The organism is Thermosynechococcus sp. B3 (assembly GCF_030323045.1).
GTDB lineage: Bacteria > Cyanobacteriota > Cyanobacteriia > Thermosynechococcales > Thermosynechococcaceae > Thermosynechococcus.
In genome coordinates, this window is the sequence record NZ_CP097584.1 from 1,519,019 (window position 1) to 1,542,234 (window position 23,216).

24 protein-coding genes are annotated in these 23,216 nt (G+C 54.0%); 15 read left to right on the top strand and 9 right to left on the bottom strand.

Annotated elements, in window-relative coordinates; genetic code table 11:
- Window positions 1-8: 8 nt before the first annotated feature.
- Entirely contained in the window at window positions 9-1,943 is a 1,935-nt protein-coding gene (gene speA, locus M0646_RS07660; RefSeq protein ID WP_399373731.1) for a biosynthetic arginine decarboxylase, read from the bottom strand.
- Window positions 1,944-2,078: 135 nt separating this feature from the next.
- On the opposite strand from speA, the gene accC reads away from it, so the two are divergent.
- The 7 genes from accC to M0646_RS07695 all read left to right on the top strand — a co-directional run bounded on the left by accC (window position 2,079) and on the right by M0646_RS07695 (window position 7,677).
- Complete coding sequence (accC, locus tag M0646_RS07665; RefSeq protein WP_286625194.1) at window positions 2,079-3,440, top strand: acetyl-CoA carboxylase biotin carboxylase subunit; 1,362 nt, start codon at window positions 2,079-2,081, stop codon at window positions 3,438-3,440.
- On the top strand, window positions 3,440-4,510 hold the full coding sequence (gene murG / locus M0646_RS07670; protein WP_286649469.1) for an undecaprenyldiphospho-muramoylpentapeptide beta-N-acetylglucosaminyltransferase: 1,071 nt from the start codon (window positions 3,440-3,442) through the stop codon (window positions 4,508-4,510). The genes accC and murG overlap by 1 nt, the downstream gene beginning before the upstream one ends.
- A gap of 10 nt (window positions 4,511-4,520) precedes the next feature.
- Complete coding sequence (locus tag M0646_RS07675; RefSeq protein WP_149819649.1) at window positions 4,521-5,015, top strand: low molecular weight protein-tyrosine-phosphatase; 495 nt, start codon at window positions 4,521-4,523, stop codon at window positions 5,013-5,015.
- Complete coding sequence (gene purM, locus M0646_RS07680) at window positions 5,015-6,040, top strand: phosphoribosylformylglycinamidine cyclo-ligase (RefSeq protein ID WP_286649470.1); 1,026 nt, start codon at window positions 5,015-5,017, stop codon at window positions 6,038-6,040. The genes M0646_RS07675 and purM overlap by 1 nt, the downstream gene beginning before the upstream one ends.
- Window positions 6,041-6,119: 79 nt before the next feature.
- Window positions 6,120-6,794, top strand: a complete 675-nt coding sequence (locus tag M0646_RS07685; RefSeq protein WP_286649471.1) for a Uma2 family endonuclease — start codon at window positions 6,120-6,122, stop codon at window positions 6,792-6,794.
- Window positions 6,795-6,822: 28 nt separating this feature from the next.
- Window positions 6,823-7,485 (top strand): Uma2 family endonuclease, encoded by a 663-nt coding sequence (locus M0646_RS07690; protein ID WP_286649472.1) that lies wholly within the window; start codon window positions 6,823-6,825, stop codon window positions 7,483-7,485.
- Window positions 7,486-7,488: 3 nt separating this feature from the next.
- Window positions 7,489-7,677 carry a nucleotidyltransferase substrate binding protein gene (locus M0646_RS07695; protein ID WP_286625199.1) on the top strand — a complete coding sequence of 63 codons (189 nt, stop codon included), beginning with the start codon at window positions 7,489-7,491 and terminating at the stop codon, window positions 7,675-7,677.
- A gap of 108 nt (window positions 7,678-7,785) precedes the next feature.
- On the opposite strand, the gene M0646_RS07700 is transcribed toward M0646_RS07695, so the two are convergent.
- On the bottom strand, window positions 7,786-8,853 hold the full coding sequence (locus M0646_RS07700; RefSeq protein ID WP_286649473.1) for an AI-2E family transporter: 1,068 nt from the start codon (window positions 8,851-8,853) through the stop codon (window positions 7,786-7,788).
- Window positions 8,854-9,028: 175 nt separating this feature from the next.
- Between M0646_RS07700 and M0646_RS07705 the strand changes: the two genes are divergently transcribed.
- Together M0646_RS07705 and M0646_RS07710 are read left to right on the top strand one after the other, a co-directional pair.
- Window positions 9,029-9,709 carry an NnrU family protein gene (locus M0646_RS07705; protein WP_399374967.1) on the top strand — a complete coding sequence of 227 codons (681 nt, stop codon included), beginning with the start codon at window positions 9,029-9,031 and terminating at the stop codon, window positions 9,707-9,709.
- Between the two features lie 73 nt (window positions 9,710-9,782).
- On the top strand, window positions 9,783-11,669 hold the full coding sequence (locus tag M0646_RS07710) for a chloride channel protein (protein ID WP_286649474.1): 1,887 nt from the start codon (window positions 9,783-9,785) through the stop codon (window positions 11,667-11,669).
- Here the strand turns inward: M0646_RS07710 and cobA are convergent.
- The 3 genes from cobA to M0646_RS07725 all read right to left on the bottom strand — a co-directional run bounded on the left by cobA (window position 11,643) and on the right by M0646_RS07725 (window position 13,635).
- Complete coding sequence (gene cobA, locus M0646_RS07715) at window positions 11,643-12,410, bottom strand: uroporphyrinogen-III C-methyltransferase (protein WP_149819663.1); 768 nt, start codon at window positions 12,408-12,410, stop codon at window positions 11,643-11,645. The two genes, M0646_RS07710 and cobA, sit on opposite strands and share 27 nt — an antisense overlap.
- Before the next feature lie 53 nt (window positions 12,411-12,463).
- Window positions 12,464-13,105, bottom strand: coding sequence for an L-threonylcarbamoyladenylate synthase (locus M0646_RS07720; RefSeq protein ID WP_286649475.1), 642 nt, complete (start codon window positions 13,103-13,105; stop codon window positions 12,464-12,466).
- Window positions 13,106-13,194: 89 nt separating this feature from the next.
- A complete protein-coding gene (locus M0646_RS07725) occupies window positions 13,195-13,635 on the bottom strand; it encodes a DUF29 domain-containing protein (RefSeq protein WP_286649476.1) in 441 nt (146 codons plus the stop codon).
- 139 nt (window positions 13,636-13,774) lie between these two features.
- Here M0646_RS07725 and M0646_RS07730 point away from each other — a divergent pair, with 139 nt between their 5' ends.
- Window positions 13,775-14,179 (top strand): hypothetical protein, encoded by a 405-nt coding sequence (locus M0646_RS07730; RefSeq protein WP_149819669.1) that lies wholly within the window; start codon window positions 13,775-13,777, stop codon window positions 14,177-14,179.
- Window positions 14,180-14,474: 295 nt separating this feature from the next.
- Complete coding sequence (locus tag M0646_RS07735) at window positions 14,475-15,725, top strand: hypothetical protein (RefSeq protein ID WP_149819672.1); 1,251 nt, start codon at window positions 14,475-14,477, stop codon at window positions 15,723-15,725.
- Window positions 15,726-15,731: 6 nt separating this feature from the next.
- On the opposite strand, the gene M0646_RS07740 is transcribed toward M0646_RS07735, so the two are convergent.
- Complete coding sequence (locus M0646_RS07740) at window positions 15,732-17,135, bottom strand: BCD family MFS transporter (RefSeq protein WP_149819674.1); 1,404 nt, start codon at window positions 17,133-17,135, stop codon at window positions 15,732-15,734.
- A 310-nt stretch (window positions 17,136-17,445) separates the two neighbouring features.
- Here M0646_RS07740 and M0646_RS07745 point away from each other — a divergent pair, with 310 nt between their 5' ends.
- Both M0646_RS07745 and M0646_RS07750 read left to right on the top strand, forming a co-directional pair.
- Window positions 17,446-18,657, top strand: a complete 1,212-nt coding sequence (locus M0646_RS07745; RefSeq protein WP_286649477.1) for an MFS transporter — start codon at window positions 17,446-17,448, stop codon at window positions 18,655-18,657.
- Between the two features lie 78 nt (window positions 18,658-18,735).
- Window positions 18,736-19,272: a DUF2062 domain-containing protein gene (locus tag M0646_RS07750; RefSeq protein ID WP_286625208.1), complete on the top strand. Its 537-nt coding sequence runs from the start codon at window positions 18,736-18,738 to the stop codon at window positions 19,270-19,272.
- Here the strand turns inward: M0646_RS07750 and M0646_RS07755 are convergent.
- A complete protein-coding gene (locus M0646_RS07755; protein ID WP_286649478.1) occupies window positions 19,232-19,963 on the bottom strand; it encodes a peptidylprolyl isomerase in 732 nt (243 codons plus the stop codon). The genes M0646_RS07750 and M0646_RS07755 overlap by 41 nt on opposite strands.
- 49 nt (window positions 19,964-20,012) lie before the next feature.
- Complete coding sequence (locus M0646_RS07760; RefSeq protein ID WP_286649479.1) at window positions 20,013-20,927, bottom strand: cell division protein FtsQ/DivIB; 915 nt, start codon at window positions 20,925-20,927, stop codon at window positions 20,013-20,015.
- 127 nt (window positions 20,928-21,054) lie between these two features.
- Here M0646_RS07760 and M0646_RS07765 point away from each other — a divergent pair, with 127 nt between their 5' ends.
- Window positions 21,055-21,675: a hypothetical protein gene (locus M0646_RS07765; RefSeq protein ID WP_206200315.1), complete on the top strand. Its 621-nt coding sequence runs from the start codon at window positions 21,055-21,057 to the stop codon at window positions 21,673-21,675.
- 6 nt (window positions 21,676-21,681) lie between these two features.
- Window positions 21,682-22,314: an imidazoleglycerol-phosphate dehydratase HisB gene (gene hisB / locus M0646_RS07770; protein ID WP_286625210.1), complete on the top strand. Its 633-nt coding sequence runs from the start codon at window positions 21,682-21,684 to the stop codon at window positions 22,312-22,314.
- On the opposite strand, the gene M0646_RS07775 is transcribed toward hisB, so the two are convergent.
- A complete protein-coding gene (locus M0646_RS07775; RefSeq protein ID WP_286649480.1) occupies window positions 22,311-23,120 on the bottom strand; it encodes a pentapeptide repeat-containing protein in 810 nt (269 codons plus the stop codon). The two genes, hisB and M0646_RS07775, sit on opposite strands and share 4 nt — an antisense overlap.
- Window positions 23,121-23,216 lie beyond the last annotated feature (96 nt).

Sequence of the window (23,216 nt, forward strand, 5' to 3'; positions counted from 1 at the left end):
GGCTTTCCCTAAGAGGATAGATACGTGTAGCTGCGCAAACTCCGCTCGTAGTTTTCCAGTAGGTGCTGCGCTTCTGCCAATGTAATTTGCTGCTCCGCAAGGGCAGCCTCGGCACGACGGCGAATTTTCTCGAGGAGGGCATCCCCTTGGTACTGCACATAACCGAGGACTTCTTGCATTGTATCGCCCCGCACCAAATGCTCAATTTCGTAGCCCTTGGGGGTTAGACGGATATGGACGGCATTCGTATCCCCAAAGAGATTGTGGAGGTTGCCCATGATCTCTTGGTAGGCACCGTTGAGAAAAAGGCCAAGGTAGTAGGGTTCCCCTAGGCGAAAGGGATGCAGTTCCAAGACCGATTTCACATCCCGCAGGTCAATGAACTGGTCAATTTTGCCGTCGCTGTCGCAGGTGAGATCCGCAAGGATGCCCCGTTCTGTGGGTTCTTCATCGAGGCGGTGGATTGGCATGATTGGAAACAGTTGATCGATCGCCCAGCTATCGGGCACCGATTGAAACACCGACAGATTGATGTAGTAAATCGAAGCCATGATTTTCTCAAGATCTTCGAGATCGTCGGGCACATATTCCTGCTGGCGAGCAATGCCGAGGATTTTGGCACAACAGGCCCAAAACAGACTCTCTGCCCGTGCCCGCTCTGGCAAACTCAAGTAGCCAAAGTTAAAGAGACTGATGGCTTCTCCCTTAAATTGCAGGGCGTCGTTGTAGGCCTCTTGGTAGTTGTTTTCATCAATTGTTTGGTAGGTATCGTAGAGATTGCGAATAATCAGGTGCTCCTCTTCCGTGGCCGGTTCGGGGGTAATTTTGGGCACTTCACTGACCCCCAAGACATTGAAAATCAACACCGATTGATGGGAGGCAATGGCGCGGCCACTCTCACTAATGAGAATGGGATCGGGAATGCCCCGCTGCCGACAGGCGTCCTTAATGCCGGCCACCACATCACTGGCATAGTTTTGCATACTGTAGTTTTTCGAGGCATGGAAATTGGTTTTCGAGCCGTCGTAATCCACCCCTAAGCCACCGCCCACATCGAGGTATTGCATATTGGCACCGAGGCGCACCAGCTCGCCATAAATTTGCCCCGCTTCGCGAATGGCATCCTTAATGACGCTAATGGCAGAGATTTGCGAGCCAATGTGAAAGTGCAACAGTTGCAAGGAATTGAGCATTCCTACTTCTCGCAGTTGTTCAACCGCTGTTAAAATCTCTGGCACCGTCAGACCAAACTTGGCGCGATCGCCCGCAGAAGTGCCCCAACGCCCCACCCCTTGGGTACTGAGTTTTGCCCGCACCCCCACAATGGGTTCAATGCCCAAAGCCTGACTGACAGCAATCACTTCCGCGACTTCTTCAGGCTGCTCAAGGACAATGATCGGGGTGTGGCCGAGGCGACGCGCCAGAATAGCCGTTTCAATGTAGCCGCGATCCTTATAGCCATTGCAGATCAGCAGTGCCCCCGGTGTATTGAGCATGGCCAAGGCAATCAGCAATTCCGGTTTTGATCCTGCCTCTAGGCCAAACTGATGGGACTGGCCAAAGCGCACGAGGGCTTCAATGATGTGGCGTTGTTGATTGCACTTAACGGGAAAGACCCCCTTGTAGGTGCCCTGATAGCCATAGCGGGCAATGGCACGGGCAAAGCAGGCATTGAGTCGCTCAATGCGATCCTCAAGGATATCGGAAAACCGCAGTAGCAGGGGGAGGCCAATGTTGCGCTGTTGGAGCGCCTGCACCAATTCATAGAGATCCAATGACCCACCGCGATCGCCCTTGGGAGAGACGGTGACATGACCCGCAGCATTAATCCCAAAGTAGGGTTCGCCCCAGCCCTGAATGCGGTAGAGCTGCTCGCTGTCCTCAATTGTCCAATTGCTGGTTTTCGTAACGGTCAAGGCCATCGTGGGTGACACAGCAGCCATAGTGCGCTCCCAAATAAAACCCTGCTGATCCTAACTTGTTTTTGCCAGTGGCACCAATGCAATTGCCGTCGCCTTTTCGGAAGCGTTCGGCTGGCATGGTAGCATTAGGGATCGCTTCCCCTACCGTTGACCGCCATGGCCTTTACGAAAATTTTGATTGCCAATCGTGGCGAAATTGCACTGCGGATTCTGCGTACCTGTGAGGAATTGGGCATTGCAACGGTTGCCGTCTATTCCACCGTAGATCGCCATGCCCTGCATGTGCAATTGGCCGATGAGGCGGTGTGCATTGGCGAAGCCCCCAGTAGCCGCAGCTATCTCAATATTCCCAACATTATTGCTGCTGCCCTCACCCGCCATGTCTCGGCGATTCACCCGGGCTATGGCTTTTTGGCGGAAAATGCCCGCTTTGCCGAGATCTGCGCCGACCACAAAATTACCTTTATTGGGCCGAGTCCCGCTGCCATGCGTGCTATGGGGGATAAATCCACCGCCAAAGCGACGATGCAACAGGTGGGGGTGCCAACAATTCCCGGCAGTGATGGACTGGTGCAGGATGAGGAAACCGCGCGGGCGATCGCTCGCAAAATTGGCTATCCCCTGATGATTAAAGCCACGGCTGGGGGGGGTGGCCGGGGGATGCGCTTGGTGCGCTCTGCTGAAGATTTAGGACGGGCTCTCAGTGCCGCCCAAGGGGAAGCGGAAGCCGCCTTTGGCAATGCCGGCGTCTATCTGGAGCGGTTTATTGAAAATCCCCGCCACATTGAGTTCCAGATTCTGGCGGATAGCTATGGCAATGTCATTCACCTTGGGGAGCGCGATTGCTCTGTACAGCGGCGTCATCAAAAGCTCCTTGAGGAGGCGCCTAGCCCTGCCCTCACCCCAGAACTGCGTGCCAAGATGGGAGCTGCTGCTGTCACTGCCGCCAAAGCCATTAACTACGTCGGTGCCGGCACCATTGAATTTCTCCTCGACGGCCAAGACAACTTTTACTTTATGGAAATGAATACTCGCATTCAGGTGGAGCACACCGTCACAGAAATGATTACGGGGCTGGATCTGATTGCGGAGCAAATTCGCATTGCCCAAGGGGAACCCCTCAGTTTGACCCAAGAGCAGGTTGAGTTGCGCGGACACGCGATCGAGTGCCGCATCAATGCCGAGGATCCGGAGCGCAATTTCCGTCCCCATCCCGGTCGTATTAGCGGTTATTTGCCCCCCGGTGGCCCTGGGGTGCGCATGGACTCCCATGTTTATACCGACTATGAAATCCCCCCCTACTATGATTCGCTGATCGGTAAATTGGTGGTGTGGGGGAGCGATCGCCCCGCTGCCATTGCCCGCATGAAGCGTGCCCTAAGAGAATGTGCGATTATGGGGGTGCCGACCACCATTCCCTTTCATCAGCAGGTGATGGACACACCAGAGTTTCGCAGCGGTATTGTCTATACCAACTTTGTCGATAAGCTCATGACCACATTGGGCTGGAATGTTTAATGCTGGGGCAAAGGAAACTACTGATTGCAGCGAGTGGTACCGGCGGGCATCTCTTTCCCGCACTAGCAGTAGCAGAAGAGTTACCTGAATATGACATCCATTGGTTGGGGGTGCGCGATCGCCTTGAACAGAAATTAATTCCGCCCCAGTACCCCCTGCATACGATCAACTTCGCTGGTGTCCAAGGCAAGACCCCTTGGGCAAGGCTGCGCCCCCTCTGGCAATTTTGGGGAGCTTTTTGGCAAACGCGCCAGTTATTAAAACAGGGACACTTCCAAGGGGTGTTTACCACCGGTGGCTACATTGCAGCGCCAGCTATTTTAGCGGCTCGCAGTTTGGGGCGTGTCGCCCTGCTCCATGAATCCAACGCCCTACCGGGCAAAGTCACCCGCTGGCTGGCGCCTTGGTGTACGCTGGTTGCCTTGGGTACCCCCGCGAGTTTAGCCTACCTCAAATCCAAACGGCTGAACCTACGGGTCACGGGCACGCCGGTGCGTCCCGATATTCTCCATCCCGGCGACTTGGAGTTGCCGATTCCCAAGGAGGTACCCCTGATTCTAGTGATGGGGGGGAGTCAAGGGGCAGTGGCCATCAATCGCCTTGTACGGGAAACGGTTCACCGCTGGCTCGAGGCGGGGGCTTGGGTGGTGCATCTCACGGGCAACAATGATCCCGATGCCCAAAGTGTTCAGCATCCCCACTATCTCGTCTTTCCCTTCTTTGAACCCATGGGACCCCTGCTGCACCGCGCGGATATCGTCATTAGTCGAGCTGGCGCCAGTGCCTTGGCGGAACTAACCCTCACAGGAACCCCAGCGCTGTTGATTCCCTATCCCTATGCGGCTGAAGATCACCAAACGGTGAATGCTGAAGTGCTGGTGAGTGCCGGCGCTGCTGAAATGATCCCGCAGTCGGCATTGACGGGCGATCGCCTCGGACGGATCATTTTAGAATGGCTAGGGCAGCCCCAAAAATTACAAGCCATGGCAGAGAATGCCCGCCAATTGGCCATGCCCAACAGCAGTCAGCAGGTCGCTGATCTCATTCGTACGCTGATTCCCGCCCCCTAGGAAACGCGCTATGCCCATCCGTCTGCTTTTTGTTTGTCTTGGTAATATCTGTCGCTCCCCTGCTGCCGAAGGGATCATGCAGGATCTGATCAAAAAGGCCGGCCTAGAGCATGAGATTCAGTGTGATTCCGCCGGCACCAGCAACTTTCACGTTGGCGATCCACCGGATGCCCGCATGGTGATGACGGCACGGCAACGGGGACTGCCCTTGACCCATCGAGCACGCCAATTTCATGCCGCCGACTTTGAGGAATTTGATCTGATTTTGGCGATGGATCGGGAAAACTACTATGATATCTTGCGCCTTGACCCCGAAGGGAAATACCGCGATAAAGTGCGGTTAATGTGTGATTTTTGCCGTCACCACGACGCGAGGGAAGTGCCCGACCCCTACTACGGTGGTCGTCAGGGGTTTGAGAAGGTGTTGGATCTGCTCACCGATGCCTGTGAAGGCCTCCTAGAGTATCTCAAGGCTCACTACCCCCAACTACAGGAGCAGCATTGATGGACTACCGCAGTGCCGGTGTAGATGTAGCCGCTGGCCGTGCCTTTGTCGAGCAAATTCGCCCCTTGGTGCAGCGCACCCAACGACCGGAAGTGGTGGGACGACTGGGAGGCTTTGCTGGGCTATGTCAAATTCCCAAGGGCTATCGTCAGCCCCTTTTGGTGTCGGGAACTGATGGGGTGGGCACGAAGCTAAAGCTGGCTCAGGCGCTTGATCGCCACGATACGGTTGGCATTGATCTGGTGGCCATGTGTGTCAACGATGTCCTCACCTGCGGTGCTGAGCCACTCTTTTTCTTGGACTACATTGCCTGTGGTTGTCTGGCGCCAGAGATTATGACCGCTGTGGTGGCGGGTATTGCCCAAGGGTGTGAAGCGGCGGGTTGTGCCCTCTTGGGGGGGGAGACAGCGGAAATGCCGGGATTCTATGCCGAAGGGGTCTATGACCTTGCGGGGTTCTGTGTTGGTGTCGTTGAGCAGGATCAGGTGCTGGATGGCACCCAGGTGCAGGTGGGGGATGTGGTGTTGGGTTTAGCCAGTTCTGGCTTGCACAGTAATGGCTTTAGTTTGGTACGCAAAATTGTCGGCGATCGCCAGCTCAGTTGGCAGGATACCCCCCTTGGCTCCACCCCCTTTGGCGAGCTGTGCTTAGAACCGACGCGCCTCTATGTCCAACCCATTCGTGCTGCTTTGGCGCAAGGGATTCCCATCCACGGCATGGCTCACATCACCGGCGGTGGTCTGCCGGAAAATTTGCCCCGCTGCTTGGGTCAAGGGCAATCCGCACAACTGGATCCTCAGGCTTGGCCGATTCCACCCCTTTTCCACTGGCTGGGGGAGATGGGGGAAGTCAGCTTGGGCGAACTTTTCAACACCTTCAATATGGGGATTGGGTACACCGTGGTTTTACCGCCGTCAGCGGTTGCAGCGGCGCAGGCCTGCTTTGCCGAGTGGGGGGTTGAGAGTTGGCCAATTGGCACCGTTGTTGCGGGCACCGGTGAGGTACTGGGATTACCTGCTGCTTAGTTGATGCGCGTGTACCATTCACCATCTCACTGACGCCTAGAATAAAGGTGCTGGGTGCTATCACGGACTTTTGCGAAAAATGACGGCTCCTCTCCTCACCCTTGAAAGTGGCGATCGCCTGACCCGCGAGGAATTTGAAGACCGCTATGGCCGCTCTCCCCACATTAAAAAAGCGGAACTGATCAATGGAGTCGTGTTTGTGGCCTCACCAATTCGGGTTAGAAACCACGCCCAGCCCCATAGCAACATTCTTGGCTGGCTCTTTCACTACAGCATTGAATTTAGCGCCTTCATGGTTTGCGATAACGCCACAGTCCGGCTTGATCACCAAAATGAAGTCCAACCCGATGTGCTATTGCGCCTTGAGGCATCGGCGGGGGGACAATCGCGCATTAGTGCTGATGACTACATCGAAGGGGCACCGGAGTTAGTGATTGAAATTGCCTCTAGCAGTGCCGCCTACGATCTCCACGACAAGAAAGACCTCTATTGCCGTTTTGGCGTCAAGGAATATCTGGTGTGGGTGGTCTCAGAACAGGCCTTCTACTGGTATCACCGCGAGCAGGGGAGCTACGTTCAGCAACAGCCCGATCGCGAGGGAGTGCTTCGCAGTCAAGAGTTTACCGGTCTCTGGTTGAATTTGCCTGCCCTTTTACAAGGGAATATGAAAAGCGTAATGATCACATTACAACAGGGGCTAGCTTCCCCTGAATGCCAACGGTTTGCTGAAGCCTTAAAGCGGCAATCACAATAAATTTAGCGTTGCCCCCGGAGGCTACGGAATGACTCAATTAGTTAATATCATCCCCCTTGAAAGTGGCGATCGCCTAACCCGCGAGGAATTTGAATACCGCTATGAGCACTCTCCCCACATCAAAAAAGCGGAACTCATCAATGGAGTCGTGTTTGTGGCCTCCCCAATTAGAGTAAGAAAGCACGCTCAACCTCACGGACACATGGTTGTGTGGCTGGGTACCTATGCGACACTGATGCCCAGTTTGATGATGTGTGACAATGCTACTGTACGGCTGGATGACAGCAATGAAGTGCAACCTGATGTGCTATTGCGCCTCGAAGAATCGGCGGGGGGACAATCACGCATTAGTGCCGATGACTACATCAAAGGGGCACCGGAGTTAGTGATTGAAATTGCCACTAGCAGTGCCGCCTACGATCTCCACGACAAGAAAGACCTCTATTGCCGTTTTGGCGTCAAGGAATATCTGGTGTGGGTGGTCTCAGAACAGGTCTTTTACTGGTATCACCGCGAGCAGGGAAGCTACGTTCAACAACAACCCGATCGCGAGGGAGTGCTGCGTAGTCAAGAGTTTGCCGGCCTCTGGCTGAACTTGCCGGCCCTTTTGCAAGGGGATATGAAAAAGGTGATGCTCACATTGCAACAGGGGTTGGCAACAAGAAGTGATCACCCCCTCAGTGAAGGATAGATCATGGAACACTGGCAGTGGCGACTCAAGAGTTATAAAAAAGCGTTTCAGAGGCTTCAGGAAGGGGTGGAACTGTGCCGTACTCGCCCCTTGAGCAATATAGAAAAGCAGGGAGTGATTCAAGGATTTGAGTACACGTTTGAACTGGCGTGGAACCTGCTCAGGGACTATAGCTATTCCAATCAAGAATGAGATATTATCCAGCACAATAATTGTGAATGCGTCAGGACACCTTTGTGAAGGTCGGCGTCAAGGCAAAACGTTTGAGAGCAGACGATGACTACCTCGCTCATCTCCTTGCTACTGCCTGAGTATGCGTTTGCCCTGCGAGGATTTCGGATCAGCCTCACTGCTTGCCTGCAAGGCTTTGAGATCTAGCAAACTGACGATCGTCCCCGTCATCGGAATGGCAAGGAAAATACCGACAATTCCTGCGACTGTTGCCCCTACTAGGAGGGAAAAAAATAAAACCACTGGATTCAGGTTGACGGAGTTGCGCATCACACGGGGCATGAGGATATTTTCTTCCACCTGTTGCAGCAGAATACAGCTAATCAGCACTTGTACACTCAGGGCAATACTCTTGGGCAGCAGGATCAAGCAGATGAGGGAAATGCCCATCGTTGAGCCAATCCCTGGAATGAGATCCAAGCCACCGGCGATCGCCCCAAGGGCAAGGGCATAGGGGGCACGTAACACCAGCAAGACAAGGAATGTGGCAGTACCAAAGAAGAGAGAGAGAAGCAAACGGCCACTAAAGAAGCCCAAAAAGTTCCGCTCTAAGGCTTGGGGCACGCGATCGCGCCACGGATCAGGCAAAAAACTCAGTAGGTACTGCCATAGCCGCTCCCCCTCCAGCAGCATAAAGAAGGTAATCACAGCCAGAATAATGCCGCTGAGCAACAGCGCAAAGACAGACTGCAACTTGCCAAAACCAAACTGCAGACCCGCAAGGGCAAAGTTGCGCAATTCTGACTCCAGTTGCTGGAAATTGATGTCTAGATTCCATCGCGCCAGAAACTGCTGCATCCTCTCAAGGGAGTCAATCCACAGATCAATTTGGCTAGGCAAATTGGTGATCAAGTCCTGCAACTGGCCAATGATCGCCAACCCAAGGGTAATCCCCAAGCCGATTAGAATTGCCAATGTCCCCAGAAACACAATGGTAACCGCCAAACTATGGGGCAAGTAACGCTTGAGCCAGCCCACAGGATAGTTGAGTAAAAACGCCAGAATGGCCGAAAAAAGAAAGATCAGTAAGACGTAGGCAAAGTAGTGCAAAAGTTGCACGCCAATCCAGCCAAGGGCAAAGAGCAGCAGCAGGCGCAGTAGGCGGCGGTTTTCGAGGCGATCGAGCCAATTGAACATAGATTGATGTCGGATGCCCTCAACGCCTTGACTATAGCTCATAGGCTGCGTTTTGCGGCTCAGTTACATTACTTTACAAAGCGTCTGACCCTTTGGGATCATGGGATGGGGTTTTAATCGTACGGAGTAGATCGGCGTGGATCAGCACAGTTGGCAAACCAGTTCGCAGTGGATCATGGTGGGGTTATTGCTCTTGTTTGCGATCGCCCACAGTGGATTGGCAAGCTTACGTCCTTGGGCAGAAAAGCGCGTCGGTGCCCGCCTTTATCGCATTTTTTTTGCCCTAGTGAGTCTGCCCTTAGCGACAACCTTGATTCTCTACTTTTTGGCCCATCGCTACGACGGCGTGCAACTGTGGCAACTCCAAGGGGTACCGGGGATGGGGGCGCTCGTGTGGGGGCTATCGGCGATCTCGTTTCTCTTTCTTTATCCAGCCACATTTAACTTGCTAGAGATTGCCGCTGTACAAAAGCCAGAAGTGCACCTCTACGAAACGGGCATTATTCGCATTACCCGCCACCCGCAGTTATGGGGACAGGTGATCTGGTGTGTGGCGCATACGCTGTGGTTGGGCACGTCCTTTACACTGTTGACCTCCCTTGGGCTGATTGCCCATCACTGCTTTGGGGTTTGGCATGGCGATCGCCGCTGGTACGCACGGCATGGAGAAGTGTTTACTGCTCTGAAAGCCCGCACCTCAATCATTCCCTTCAAAGCCATTTGGGAAGGTAAGCAACAACTCGTGTGGCGGGAATTTTGGCGCCCCGCCTATGGGGGAGTAGCGATCTTTGTCGGTTTGCTGTGGTGGCTACATCCTTACTTTTATCATGTCACGCCGCAAATTTTGCCCTTTTAGCTTCTCCATTGGAAATTCCGCATAATTGAAGATAGAGCTATTTTAAGCAACTTTTTCTCACCCCTTTGCAACAGTGTCCTTCCCATCCTCCCCTCCTTCCCTGACTGCTGAATCTCGCCTCACTCGACTTTTCAATCAATTACAACCGCCCCCGGAAACCGTCGTACTGGTCTTGGCAGTGCTGATTGGCGGTAGTGCAGGGCTGAGTGTGCTGCTGTTTCGTTACCTGATTGAGACAATTCATCACATGGCCCTTGAAGACTTGATGGGGCTGATGGGTCGATGGGGCGCTTGGACACTGGCCTGTGTTCCTGCATTAGGGGGCTTGCTGGTGGGGATCATCCGCCAGTTTGTCCAAGAGTTTAGTCCCAACTTGGTGTCATTGATGGGTGCCGTAGAAGCGGGCAAGGAAATTCCCTTCATTCGTCCCATGGCCAAAACCCTTGCGGCGGCGATTTCCCTTGGTACAGGTGCGTCCCTTGGTCCAGAAGGCCCCAGTGTGGAAGTGGGCGCCAACATCGGTATTCTCCTTGGTCAAGCGCTGAAGGTTTCCCGAGAACGGCAAAAGTTGCTCCTCGGTGCAGGGGCAGCGGCAGGGTTGGCAGCAGGCTTCAATGCCCCGATCGCTGGCGTGTTCTTTGCCCTAGAGGTGGTATTGGGCACCACGTTTGAAACAACGGCTGTGAGTGTGGTGCTTTTGGCCGCTGTGATTTCTGCCCTGATTACCCAAATTGGCTTGGGGTCACAACCCGCCTTTGATTTGCCCACCTATGAAGTGCGCAGTTCCCTTGAGTTGCCCTTGTATTTGGGCTTGGGACTGTTGGCCTACGGTGTCGCCGTTGCCTATACCCACTTGCTCCAGTGGCTCCCCCAAGTCTTTCAGAGGAAGATACCCCCCCTGCAGTTTTTAGGTCGCATTCCCCTACTGCTGCGTCCCCTTGTGGGTGGGTTATGTGTTGGCCTTGTGGCTTTGCATTTACCGCAAGTGCTGGGCGTTGGCTATGAAACGGTGGAAGCAATTCTCAGGGATGTGAACCTCTCCCTCGGTTTGTTGTTGGTATTGCTGCTAGCCAAAATGGTACTGACGGCAGTGAGTCTTGGCAGTGGTCTGGTGGGGGGCATCTTTGCACCAGCCCTATTTTTGGGGGCTTCTCTAGGAGCTGCCTACGGTAAGGTGTTGCCGATCCTGCTACCCATGTTTGCCAACAGCATTGCTGCACCAGCAGCCTATGCCACAGTGGGAATGGCAACTGTCCTCGCGGCAAGTGTCAATGCTCCCTTAACCGCTATCTTGCTACTCTTTGAAATGACGCGGGACTATCGCATTATTTTGCCTCTGATGGCAGCGGTGGGCTTGAGTGTCTGGCTAGTGAATAGTTTGAGTGTTCAAAAACGGGGCGAACTGCCCGCATTGGCACCCAGCGCTCAGACCCAGAAGGAGGAGCAGGAGGAAAGTCCCCCCAATCTTTCTGTGGCGGAAGCCATGCAATCGGAGGTGCTGTTTCTGAACGAAGCGACGCCTGTGGTTGCAGCTGGCTTACAACTCATCGAAAAAAAAGCCTACTGCGCCTTTGTGACCGATAGTCAGCAGGACTTGATGGGGTTGGTCACCCTTGGGGATATTAATCGGGTGCTGACCCGTTGGGAAGCAGATCAGGAAACAACCGCCTATCAAACGCAAACGGTGGGGAGTGTCTGTACGCGAGATCTGTTACTGGCCTATGGGGATGAACCCCTGAAGGACGCCCTCGATCGCATGGCAGCGCGGGATTTAAGGCAGTTGCCCGTGGTCGATCGCCAGAACCCGCAACGGGTGTTAGGCCTACTCACCAGAGAGAATATCCGCCTTGCCTATTCTCTGGATCAAACGCGACGTAAGCTTTTGCCCTATTTAGAGTGGGCGATGCTGTCGCTGCCCCTAGAACCCGCTGCTTCAGATCTGGTGGAGACCTCCCATTAACTGGGAGCGCAGGTGAATGACCTCGCCAATGACAATCAGGGCAGGCGTTTGAATCTGTGCCTCGTCATAGGTGGCGATCGCTCGCTCTAGGGTTGTCACCACCACCCGTTGCTGCGGTGTTGTCCCTGATTCAATAAAGGCCAAGGGCGTCTGGGGCGATCGCCCACCCGCCAAGAGTTGCGGCACAATTTCCCCCAGATGGTGGAGTCCCATGTAAATCACAATCGTATCCACCGCCGTAGCCAGAGCCGACCAATTTACACGCGGTTGATAGCGACCAGCAGCCTCATGGCCCGTGACAAAAACCACCGAAGAACTAAAATCCCGATGGGTGAGGGGAATGTGCGCATAGGCAGGTGCAGCCACCCCACTGGTGACCCCCGGCACCACTTCGACAGTAATGCCAGCCTCGACAAGGGCAAGACACTCTTCACCCCCTCGGCCAAAGACAAAGGGATCACCCCCCTTGAGGCGCACAATCACCGCATGGCGCTGAGCCAAGTCAATCAACAGGCGGCAAATCTCCCCTTGGGACAGGGTATGGTTGCCCCGCCGCTTGCCCACATGAATTTTTTCCGCTTCGGGGTTGATCAAGTTAAGAATTGCGGGGCTAATCAGCGCATCGTAGAGCACCACATCCGCCCACTCCAGTAGCGTCTTGGCACGCACCGTCAGTAGCCCCACATCGCCGGGGCCTGCGCCCACTAAATATACTTTGCCAATTAATTGCGATGAAGTCATTCTTAAATCAAACCTTGTATAACGGTTTCTATCTGCCGAAAAGCTAGAGTGGCTCACTCAGCAGTCACCAGTTCTGCCGGTAGCGCTTCCCACCCTTGTCCCTTGCGTACCAGTAGCGGGGGGTCAACGGTGAGATCAAGGATACTCGACATTTGCTGTCCGGGGGGGTCGCCGGTATCAATAATTAAATCCACCCGTTTGTCAAAGGCATCGAAGAGATCTGCGGTATTCACGTAATACGTCTCGTCGTCAGGCAGTCGTGCTGAGGTGGAAATAATCGGATTCCCCAAGGCGGTCAACAGCGCTTGGCTCACAACGTGGTCAGGTACGCGAATCCCCGTGGTTTTGCGTTTGGGATTTTGGACAAGGCGGGGCACCAGTTTGGTAGCGGGGAGCAAAAAGGTGTAGGGGCCTGGGATCAGGCGACGCATGAGGCGATAAGCGGCATCGCTGACATAGGCATACTGGGCAATGTTGGAGAGGGAAGAGCACAAAAAAGTGACGGGTTTATCGTTGGAGAGTTGCTTGAGTTGGCGTACCCGTTGCACCGCTCCTTTGTGGTTCATGTCGCAGCCAATGGCATAGACGGTATCCGTGGGGTAGAGCATGACTGCCCCTTCCTTGAGAGCCTCAACAATTTGGGCGATCGTGCGGGGCTGGGGGTTAACCGGATGAAGCTCAAAAATCGCTGCCATTCAAAGATCCGCAAGGGCACTGCCGCTATAACGTAGTTTTAGTTTAACGGCAATAGCACGGGCGAATGCACCTCGTCTAGTGTTTTGAGCTAAGTGTCCGTTTCGGGGAGCCAACTCTGGGTCAAAACCCTCTCTAGGGGATAAGGGCAGGTTTCAGGAAAAGTGCTCAGCGGTAAACCCGTTTGCGCTGCTGCTTGGCGGCGAGCGCGCTCATAGCTTATGGCAAGTTGGCTGGCTGGATAATCCCGCAAGCTCGGACTATCAGCTATAGTCAGCTCAATTTGAGTGCGGGCATCCGTGATCGCATCCAACCAACTATCAGAGCGGTGCTGGGGTTGATATTGCCACTTTAAGAGGTGTAGCAACAGACGAGTTAACTGGCTATTGATGGCGCGCCGTTCACTTTTGCCCAAGTCCTCTACCTCAGCAATGAGATGGGGCAGATCCAACTCTTGCCATCGTCCTTCTCGCAATAATGCCACTGTTTCTGCAATCCACGCACTGTAATCTTGGTCGTACTGCTGCTTCATTGTTCCTAGATAAGGCGTGCCAGCATGATTCTTAGATGCAATTTTCAGAATAGCGGAACTACAAGACGGTACTCGCGGTCTTTAGCTCTAGCACTATGTAGAGTACAGTACACTAGATTGGGTTAGTGGATGGTTCTCAATGAAAAACTCCTTGCGCTATCTCCTGTTTGGCTTGGGTGTGGGGTTGGCGATCGCCCTTGTGCCCCGTTTACCTGTTTTGCACTCTCCCGATATGGTCATGGCGCAGGGAACCAGTCAAACCATTTCCCCCCAAGGGCTGGCGAACCACCTCAAGAAAATCAATGCCAAGATGTACGGTGCCTACTGGTGTCCCGCTTGCATGAAGCAAAAAGAACTCTTTGGCAGCGCTTTCAAAAGTATCAACTATATTGAGTGCGATGCGCGCGGTACCAATGGCCAGCCAGAACTGTGCAAACAGGCCAATATCCGTGCCTACCCCACATGGGAAATCAACGGTAAACGCTATGAGGGGGTCTATCCCCTAGAGGGTCTAGCTCAGCTTTCGGGGTATCAGGGGCGCTAATGCTCTTGAAGCCTAAAAACTCTTTATGAGGAGAGAACTTGGCACCAATTTTTATCGTCGGTTGTCAATTGATTGTCTTGTTGTTTATCATCAAAAAGTAGTAGGGCGTTTGCGCTAGTCAGCGATCAAAGGTACTTAAGTCATTCTTGTGATTAGGATCACGGGAAAAACGTGCTTTCGATCACCAGTTAACGATATGTTGCCTTTTATGATGCAGGTATGTTAGAACCTCGCAGTTGTGCCCCTGAATTCCAGCACGGTCGGTAGCGGCGTGGCTTAGGAGCGCATATTCCCCATGAATACTTGGATAAAGGCAAACGACTACCAACTGATTTACGACCACTTGCTGGAATGTGTGCAGCACGAGAGTCCGCAGCAAGTCATTGAGCGGTTTCGTGCCCTTTTTCTCATGGGCTATACCTATCCCGATCGCCAGATTCAAGAGGCGATGGATCGGATTGTGACGGGGGCACGGGTGGCAGATAATTTTCGTCCCTTTATGAACCGCTGCTGCCACATTTTGATTAACCGCTGGCAGTCGCGTCCTTTGCTCCAAGGGGCAGTTCCCGAATTTCTGGCTATGCTGCAAACGCCTGTGGCGATGCCGGCGGGGGGTCTGAGCCGGGCACCGATTGTGCGTAAGCTGCGGCTGCTCCTGAAGGATTATTTAGAGAGTGAAGCCTTTCAGAAGCTCCAGCGCATGGTGCAATTTCTGCAAGAAGATGCCCAAGACGTTTCACAGATTCAGCAAAATAGCGATCGCCCCCTTGCTACCTTAATTCGCCGCTATCCCTATCTCTATAACCACTGCTTGGTGGGCGATGACACGACACCCGAAGACCTGCGCTACATTCAAGACTTTCAGCAAAAGGCCACTCAGCAGTTTGAAATGAACCTGAGTCAATACCTCACGAGTGAGTTTCGCCGTGCTCAGGGGCATAACAATATCCCACTGGTGAAAAATCCCACGTTGCTCTCTGCTGAGGAAGTCAGAACCTCGATTCAACACTTTGTCGGTAAGGTGGATGGCCGCCACACCTATCGCGACTTGGCCAGTCAATTTGGACAGCGGCTGCAACGCCTGAAATCCACCCGCGACTTTCGGGATGCCTTCTTCCACTACTTGACGGACACCACAGCGGATGTGGGGCGGGGTCGCTTTCGCCAGCGCTTTTACCAGTATTTGGAAACGCTGCCCCTCTTTCAGCAGCCACAACCTCTGAATGAATTTACGATTGTGCGCACCTGTAGCCAAACCCTCAACTACTTAGTGGTGGATAGCGCCCAAAATCCTAACCATCTGGTTTTTGTTGACTTGCTCAATACCATCGGCACAGCGGCAACGATTGGCTTATTGCTCAAGGTTGTGCTCCTCAGCAAGAAAGTAAAACCCTACCTTGAAAAACGCTTTGCGATCCTGTTTAACCACTATCAGTCCTTTAGTCGCGGCAAGGTACGCTGGCTGGTGAATTGCCTAGAGTATTTTAATATCGCCCATGTCACCCACTTTGGTAAGTTGGATTTTTCCTTCTTTGCCCGCTGGTAGGTGACTCTATTCCAAGTCCTCAGCCAAGACCTTGGCGATCGCCACCTGAGATTGTTGGCGAAATTGACTGACATCCACTCGTTTCAGAAGTAAGACAGCGGCCAGCATTCCCAGCATCGGCAGACAAAAGACAAAGCCATAGGCGAGGATCGGCACGCCAAACAGTTGACGCCCAATATCAAGGGCCGTTCCGCCGACAACAGTCGCTGATCCCCGGGCAATGGCCTGCGCTAAGCCCCAAGCGCCAATAAATGTCCCCGCTGTTTCCGCCGCCGTTAAGTCCAGCATGAGACTGAGGGCACCCGTTGTTGTCACCCCAGCGGCAATGCCAAAGAGAAAGAGTTGCAACTGAAAGAGCCACACCTGCTGCGTGACGCCTGAGATGATCAAGAGCAAGAACATCAAGGCCACCCCCCAACAGCCATAGGTGGTGGTGCGGATCTTGCCGAGGCGGGGCACAATCAAAAATCCGGTGAAACTTAGACCCACAAGGGTACCCATGCCCCAGTAGGCATTCAAGCGGGTGGTTTCGGCGATCGTCATGCCAAAAACTTCACCGCCAAAGGGTTCCAGAATCGGTTCCTGAATAAATAAACTCAGGGTCATCAGGACAAGGAAGAGAAAAAAGCGCCACGTTTGGGAGTTGGCCGTGAGAATTTTCAGGGCGCGACCAAGGGTAATGTTTTCCGGGTTGTCACAGGCACGACTGCGCACACGGTAGCGGGAATACTTGGCCTCAACCCCCCAGGTGCTGGCGATCGCGAGTGCAAAGACCACTGTCAAAACCACCAAAAAGAGGCGATTCACACTTTGTTGCAGCAGTTCAATGGGGGTGTCTAGCTCCAACTGCCGCAGCAGCACACTACTGAGAATGGCACCGACAACAATGCCCACGGTCAACATGGACCAGACAATGCCCACCAATTTGCCCCGATCTTCCTCTTCGGAGACATCCACGAGCAGGGCAGCAAAGGGGGTCGAGCTACTACTGACACAAATGCCATAGGCGGCAAAGAGCAATCCCAATAGGCCAATCCACCCTTGGGTGACGAGACTCCAGCCCGCTTGATCTAAACTCTGCCCCACCTGCCAGATCACTTGAACAATCGCGTAGGTGACCAACGTAAAGGCCAAAGCCCCACCCCAGACATACCCCGTGCGATGATAGCCGCCAATGGGATGGGCATCGGAGAGCTGGCCAAACCACACGCGCACCGGTGAGACAAATTGATGCATGGCGATCGTCAGCGTCACCAATGTGGCCGGCACCGCCAGTTCTTTAATCAGGATGCGGTTGAGCACCCCCAACACCAGAATCGACATCATCCCCAGTGCCATCTGAAACAGACCCAAGCGAAACATGACCCACAGGGGCAGCGGCGGGGGTGCAGCGGCAGAACGAGTGGCCATACCTCACTCAACTCACATCACTGATAGAAGATGATAAATGATTTTCAGGGCAAATTTAGATTGCCATCAAGAAGGAAATCGTCAATGATACAACTAGGGCAATCAGTGTCAAAAAGAGCGATCGCTTCAAAGATTCCGTATAAGCAGACATGGGTGGCATCACCTCATCAGTAGGATGTTTTGGGCTGTGTCCAATCGATGGGAAAAGGACTGTATTGTGTTAAGTTGTAGTCTTTTATTGTACTGCCTTTTTTCTGGGGGTCTAAACCCGACAGGGCAGGCATCCATTACATCAGGACGTATCACATCAATGGGGATCAACCTACGCTCACCATTATTCATTGTTTTACTCACAATTGTCATCGACCGTTTGGGTGAGAGTCTGATTTTCCCCATTTTGCCCTTCCTTGTGGAGCGATTTAACTTTGATGCCTTGAGCTTGACGCTGTTATTTTCTGCCTTTGCCGCTGCTCAATTTATTGCTGCTCCGCTACTGGGTGCCCTCTCGGATCACTGGGGACGTCGCCCGGTGTTGCTGATTTGCATTGCCGGTACTGCCCTATCCTACATTCTCTTTGCTGTGGCAACGGTGCCTTGGCTGCTCTTTGTCTCGCGGATTATTGATGGCCTCACGGGGGGCGTGGTTTCAACGGCTCAGGCCTATATTGCCGACACCTCCGCTCCAGCAGATCGGGCTAAGAACTTTGGTTTAACGGGGGCAGCCTTTGGCATTGGCTTCATTTTTGGGCCGGCCATTGGCGGCAGTCTAGCAGCCATTGATCTCAAGTTGCCGATTTGGTTTGCCGCTGTTTTGGCACTGGTCAATGTGGTGTTGGCCTACTTCATCTTGCCGGAGTCATTGCCCGCAGCCCAGCGATCGCCCCTGACCCTAAAGAGCTTTGCCTTGCAGCAACAGTGGTTGGAGCTATTCAATCAACGCACCCTCCAAGCCTTACTCATGGCCTTCTTTATTTTCAACTTTGCCTTTGCTGGCTTTACCAGTATCTTCGTCCTCTTCTTGAAGCGGCAATTGAGTTGGGGACCTGCCCAAGCGGGGATCATTTTTGTGATTATTGGCGTGGTGAGTACGATTGTGCAGGCGGGCTTGATTCGCTCATTGATTCCTCGCTTTGGTGAGCAGCGCTTGAGCTTGGGGGGATTGCTCCTAGTGGCCTTGGCCTTGTTGGGGATTGCCGCTGTTCCCAGTGGGGGCAGTTTCAGCGTGCCGCTCCTCTACAGCTGTGTTGTGGGCTTGGCCTTTGGGGTGGGCATCATGTTGCCCTCCCTGCGAGGGGTGATCTCCAATCGGGTGCGAGATCAAGATCAGGGGAAAATTATTGGCGCTAGCCAATCGCTCCAAAGTGTGGCGGGGATTGCTGGACCGGCATGGGCAGGGTGGGTCTTCGATCGCTGGGGTGGGGTGGCGCCCGCTTGGCAAAGTAGTGTGATGATGGCGATCGCCCTTGGCTTTTTGGCGCTGGGATTGGGCAAGCCCAAGGATGCGACCCCTAGCACTCTCTAAGCAAAATATGTCAAACTGCTAAGCAAAGACCTTTATTCGCCCATTTTTTCAACCTTTGAACCCTCTCGAAGCTCACCTATGATGCGGTTGTCTTTTCCTCAGCCTTCTCGACAGCCCCGTTGGCTCCATGCTTGGCGACGATCGCTCCGCTATCACTATTTGCGCTTGATGCGCTCCCACAGTAGCACTGAGAGTATTGCCCGTGGCCTTGGGGCAGGGGTCTTTGCTGGCATGCTTCCCCTCTTTGGGGGTCAGATGCTCATTGCGGTCAGTGTAGCGCTCCTCGTGCGGGGAAATAAGCCCTTGGCCGCCCTTGCCACTTGGGTGAGCAATCCCTTTACCTATGTGCCCTTGTATTGGTTTAACTTTCAGGTGGGCTGGTGGCTGATGGGGCAGCCTGCCCTATCTTTTGGCGAGTGGCAATCTTGGGAAAAGCTCCTCGAACAGGGGGGGCAAATGGCAACGATTCTGATTTTTGGCAGTGTTTGGGTGGGCGTGATTGCCGGACTCCTCACCTACGCCCTGTGTTTGCGGCTGTTACCCACCCTGCGGCAACGCTTTCGGCGGCGTTCTGCTATGGCTGCTGTAAATTTTCTAAACCGGCCACAACCTTAGCGGATTGCAGGCGATCGCCCTGTTGGATCGTGTCCACCACGTCCATACCATCGGTGACATAGCCAAAGACGGCATAATTGCCATCCAGAAAATCCAGTTGATCAAGGGCAATATAAAACTGGGCTGAGGCCGAATCGGGGAGTTGCGATCGCGCCATGGCCACCGCACCGCGCGTATGATTCAGAACGGGTGAGACTTTGCCCGCTTGGCTATAGGTGGGGGTGTCACTGCCCTGACCAAGAATTTCTAGGGGAATGTAGCGGGGGCGATTGGTCGCGGGGTCAATGAATGAACCCGTGCCGTAGAGTTGCGGCGACACACTGGGGTCTTTGCTCTGGGGATCCCCCCCTTGAACCACAAAGGGTCGGGGTTCACGGACGACGCGGTGAAAAATCGTGCCATCATAGACCCCCCGCTGTACTAAATCCACAAAATTGCCAGCGGTAATCGGGGCAGCATCCCCCTTCACTTGAATCGTAATCGGGCGATCGTTGACTGTCAGTACAATCGTTGCATCGCCATTGAGTCGAGGTAAATTGGCCGTAGGGGTTGGGCTTTGTGCTCCTGGAATTGAACTGGTGTCAGCCACTGAGGAGAGTGACGCGCAACTCACCAGCAGAAGCACACCGAGCACCATCACCAACTGTGGCAGAAATCGGGGCAATCTTGTGCCGAACTTCAAGGGTTTCATTGACCAGCCACTCCAAGCTAACCGTTCTATTATGCCGTGCCCTTGCGCCTTAATGACTGCGGGGAAGGGGTTGCTGTGTCGGCTGCTGCCGCAGTTGCACCAAGGGTTCATCGGGGTTCACCAAGTCAATAAAGACCATTTGGCGGGGATCCAAGTACTGAGGTAACTGCTTGAGGCTGGCTAGGGCACTGAGTTGTTTCTTAAATGTGGGACTATGCCACTGCACCACCCCAAGGTGAACCGGCGCGAGGGGGGTTTGGACAATTAGATTCTGTTCATTGCGCCAATCTAAACCCGTAATCGGCAGATCCTGCTGCTGGAGAATCTGGTGAATTTGCTGCCACTGCTGCTGGCGATCGCCATCCACGGCCAATGTCTGCGGGCGCGGCGCATCCTTAACGGGTACAAAATACCCCTGCAACTGGAGTGTGGGCATTGGCTTCACGGCCCTAGCTTGATAGCTACTCAGCGGGGCAACAAATCCGAGACCATCCACCAACCAGCGACTGGCAGGCCCTTGCAGCTGCCCGGTTGCACTCATTACCCAGCATTGATTACAGGTGGCCACTGCGACAGGCTTGCGTTCTTGGACTTCGACAATCAGTGTCGGCGGAAAGAGTTGGCGGGCGATCGTCACCCGTTGCAGAGGCAGCGTCGTTTCTAAGGCATGAATGATCTCCTGTGGCCGCAAACGCAGCAGTGACTCCGGATACTCAAGGGGCAATTGTGCCTGCAACGCTTCCGTTTTCAGCAGTTGATTGCCGCGAATCACCACTTGCTCCGGGCGGCGGATAACCCAGTCCGGCAGCGTCAGTCCCCAAACCAGTCCCCCTGTTAAGGTCAAGAGGACACTGGTACGCCAAAGCCCTGCCAGTTGCCGCCAGCGGCGTTTACTTTGCAATTGGCGGCGCCGTTCCCGAATGGCATCATGAGCCGTTGTCCCCTGAGGAGTGGGATTTACCATGGCCACGGCCTCAGTCTTGAGGAAAATTGGAACTTAGGATCCTGCACGGGCTGTCATTACTTGGTGATAAGATACGCGATGTTGATTGTCCGCTTGACTGCCTCTATCTTAGTAAAGGGTTCGCACCATGCCCCTGAATACATTTGCTCACTGCTCAAGATCATCGCTGCTCCTTGGGGTGTTACTACTGGGGGTACTCCCGCGGGCAGTGTTTGCTCAGAATCAATCTTCTAGCCCCAATGTCCAGATTGTGAATCCCACACCCCCACCCAGCTCCTCAATCTATACCCTTGAGGGGGGCAAGCGCTTGATGGATGAGGCTGCCGCCGCAGTCAATAGCCAAAATTATGCCGTCGCCGCTCGCAAGCTGCTGGAAGCCCGTACGGTGATGAACCAACTCTCGAACTTTTACCAGTCCCTCAACTCTAGCTTTTTGGGGATTGATACTGCGGCTGCCGATAGCAACCGTCGCCGTGCCCTAGAAGCAGCACAACTGCGCGATCAAGCAACTTTTCAACTGGCTTTGGTCTATCGCGCTAATAACCAACCTGAGCTTGCCGTGCCCCTTTTGGTGGAAATTATCCGCAGCCAAAACCCCACCCGTGAACTGGGACAAAAGGCCTATCAGCAATTGCTAGAATTAGGTTTTGTGGATGTGCCCTTTCCGCGTACGGGGGCAATTCCTTCCGGAACGCCTGCGGCGAGTCCACCGCCAGCCACTTCTGCCAATCCCCAACCGCGTCAGTAATTCTTCATGAATGACTCTCTCCTCAGTAATGGCCACGCGCCTCTGTTGCGCCAAGCCACGATCGATCGCCAGACCAAAGAAACTAGCGTTCACGTTGAACTGGTTCTCGATGGCAATGGTCGAGCGGACAATCACACGGGGATTCCCTTTCTCGATCACATGCTGGATCAGCTTTGCTCCCACGGCCTTGTGGATTTGCGGGTGCAGGCCACAGGCGATACCCATATTGACGACCACCACACCAATGAGGATGTGGGCATTACCTTGGGGATGGCACTCGATCAAGCCTTGGGCGATCGCCGGGGGATTCATCGTTTTGGTCACTTTGTAGCGCCCCTTGATGAAAGTTTGGTGGAAGTTGCCCTAGACTTCTCGGGGCGTCCCCACCTTAGCTATGGGTTGCAGATTCCCACGCAGCGGGTGGGCACCTATGATACGCAACTGGTGCGGGAGTTTTTCGTTGCTTTGGTGAACCATAGCCGCATGACGCTGCATATTCGCCAATTGGATGGCATTAATTCCCACCACATTATTGAAGCGACATTCAAAGCCTTTGCCCGTGCCCTACGCATGGCGATCGCCATTGACCCGCGCCGCAGTCAGCAAATTCCCAGTTCTAAGGGTGTGATTCAAGCTTAGGCGTGGACGTGCCCATCGGGCATAATCGCTCCCGTGAGGCGTGCCCCGGTCAGTTTCACTAGGAGGCGATTGCCTTGGCTGATCTTTGCTCCCCGTAAATCGGCACCCCGCAGATCAGCCCCACTCAAGTCAGCACCAATGAGATTGGCCTCTTGCAGGTCCGCATAGCTGAGATCCGCTTGCAGCAAATTGGCGCGAAAGAGATTGGCGTGGCGCAGGTTAGCACGGTGGAGAATCACGCGGTGCAAAAAGGCATCACTGAGATCGGCATAGCTGAGATTGGCATGGCTGAGGTTGCGCCCCTCAAAGTCCTTTTCACTCAGGTTGGCTCCCTGTAAATTCACCCCCGACATATCCTTGTGGGGAGGCGTCGTGCGGGGTGGCTCTGGGGGCGGGGGCGCGGCTGTGCGTTGGCGCTGATAGGTGCTGTAGGTGTGGTTGTGGTGTTGGCTATAGGTCTGGTGCGTCGTTTGCTGCGGCTCACGGGGCGGATGATAGCTGCGATAGGTGTAGGGATTGGATTGATAGCGTGGGGGTGGCGGCGAGGAATGATAGGTTTGCCGCTGGCTAGCAGTCCGCTGGGAGGTTTGGCTGCCGTGTCGGGCAATATGCTGCCGCAGTTGATCCCGCGCTTCATTAAACTGCTTAATTTTCTCCTGTGCCTTCTCGATTAGCCGTGTGTTGTCCTTCGGGATGCGATCGGGATGCCAAATAAACACCAAATCCCGATAAGCTCGGTTCACTTCCTCGAGGGTTGCCCCCGGCTCCAACTCCAGTACCCGGTAGCAGGTGTCTAAATCGAGCATTTTCTGACGGCTTATCATGGATATTGATGATCTTAACCACGGGACTGCTCACCTAGGGTTGCGAAAGAATGCGTTAGTATGAACTTATGTAAAGAC

Coding starts and splice junctions, on each gene's coding strand:
- M0646_RS07675 (WP_149819649.1), top strand. CDS start 4,521: ATGCCCATCCGTCTGCTTTTTGTTTGTCTTGGTAATATCTGTCGCTCC.
- murG (WP_286649469.1), top strand. CDS start 3,440: ATGCTGGGGCAAAGGAAACTACTGATTGCAGCGAGTGGTACCGGCGGG.
- M0646_RS07760 (WP_286649479.1), bottom strand. CDS start 20,927: ATGGTAAATCCCACTCCTCAGGGGACAACGGCTCATGATGCCATTCGG.
- M0646_RS07685 (WP_286649471.1), top strand. CDS start 6,120: ATGACGGCTCCTCTCCTCACCCTTGAAAGTGGCGATCGCCTGACCCGC.
- M0646_RS07755 (WP_286649478.1), bottom strand. CDS start 19,963: ATGAAACCCTTGAAGTTCGGCACAAGATTGCCCCGATTTCTGCCACAG.
- hisB (WP_286625210.1), top strand. CDS start 21,682: ATGAATGACTCTCTCCTCAGTAATGGCCACGCGCCTCTGTTGCGCCAA.
- M0646_RS07735 (WP_149819672.1), top strand. CDS start 14,475: ATGAATACTTGGATAAAGGCAAACGACTACCAACTGATTTACGACCAC.
- M0646_RS07695 (WP_286625199.1), top strand. CDS start 7,489: ATGGAACACTGGCAGTGGCGACTCAAGAGTTATAAAAAAGCGTTTCAG.
- M0646_RS07775 (WP_286649480.1), bottom strand. CDS start 23,120: ATGCTCGATTTAGACACCTGCTACCGGGTACTGGAGTTGGAGCCGGGG.
- M0646_RS07730 (WP_149819669.1), top strand. CDS start 13,775: ATGAAAAACTCCTTGCGCTATCTCCTGTTTGGCTTGGGTGTGGGGTTG.
- M0646_RS07745 (WP_286649477.1), top strand. CDS start 17,446: ATGGGGATCAACCTACGCTCACCATTATTCATTGTTTTACTCACAATT.
- M0646_RS07750 (WP_286625208.1), top strand. CDS start 18,736: ATGATGCGGTTGTCTTTTCCTCAGCCTTCTCGACAGCCCCGTTGGCTC.
- M0646_RS07705 (WP_399374967.1), top strand. CDS start 9,029: ATGGTGGGGTTATTGCTCTTGTTTGCGATCGCCCACAGTGGATTGGCA.
- accC (WP_286625194.1), top strand. CDS start 2,079: ATGGCCTTTACGAAAATTTTGATTGCCAATCGTGGCGAAATTGCACTG.
- cobA (WP_149819663.1), bottom strand. CDS start 12,410: ATGACTTCATCGCAATTAATTGGCAAAGTATATTTAGTGGGCGCAGGC.
- M0646_RS07725 (WP_286649476.1), bottom strand. CDS start 13,635: ATGAAGCAGCAGTACGACCAAGATTACAGTGCGTGGATTGCAGAAACA.
- M0646_RS07700 (WP_286649473.1), bottom strand. CDS start 8,853: ATGTTCAATTGGCTCGATCGCCTCGAAAACCGCCGCCTACTGCGCCTG.
- M0646_RS07690 (WP_286649472.1), top strand. CDS start 6,823: ATGACTCAATTAGTTAATATCATCCCCCTTGAAAGTGGCGATCGCCTA.
- purM (WP_286649470.1), top strand. CDS start 5,015: ATGGACTACCGCAGTGCCGGTGTAGATGTAGCCGCTGGCCGTGCCTTT.
- M0646_RS07740 (WP_149819674.1), bottom strand. CDS start 17,135: ATGGCCACTCGTTCTGCCGCTGCACCCCCGCCGCTGCCCCTGTGGGTC.
- speA (WP_399373731.1), bottom strand. CDS start 1,943: ATGGCTGCTGTGTCACCCACGATGGCCTTGACCGTTACGAAAACCAGC.
- M0646_RS07765 (WP_206200315.1), top strand. CDS start 21,055: ATGCCCCTGAATACATTTGCTCACTGCTCAAGATCATCGCTGCTCCTT.
- M0646_RS07720 (WP_286649475.1), bottom strand. CDS start 13,105: ATGGCAGCGATTTTTGAGCTTCATCCGGTTAACCCCCAGCCCCGCACG.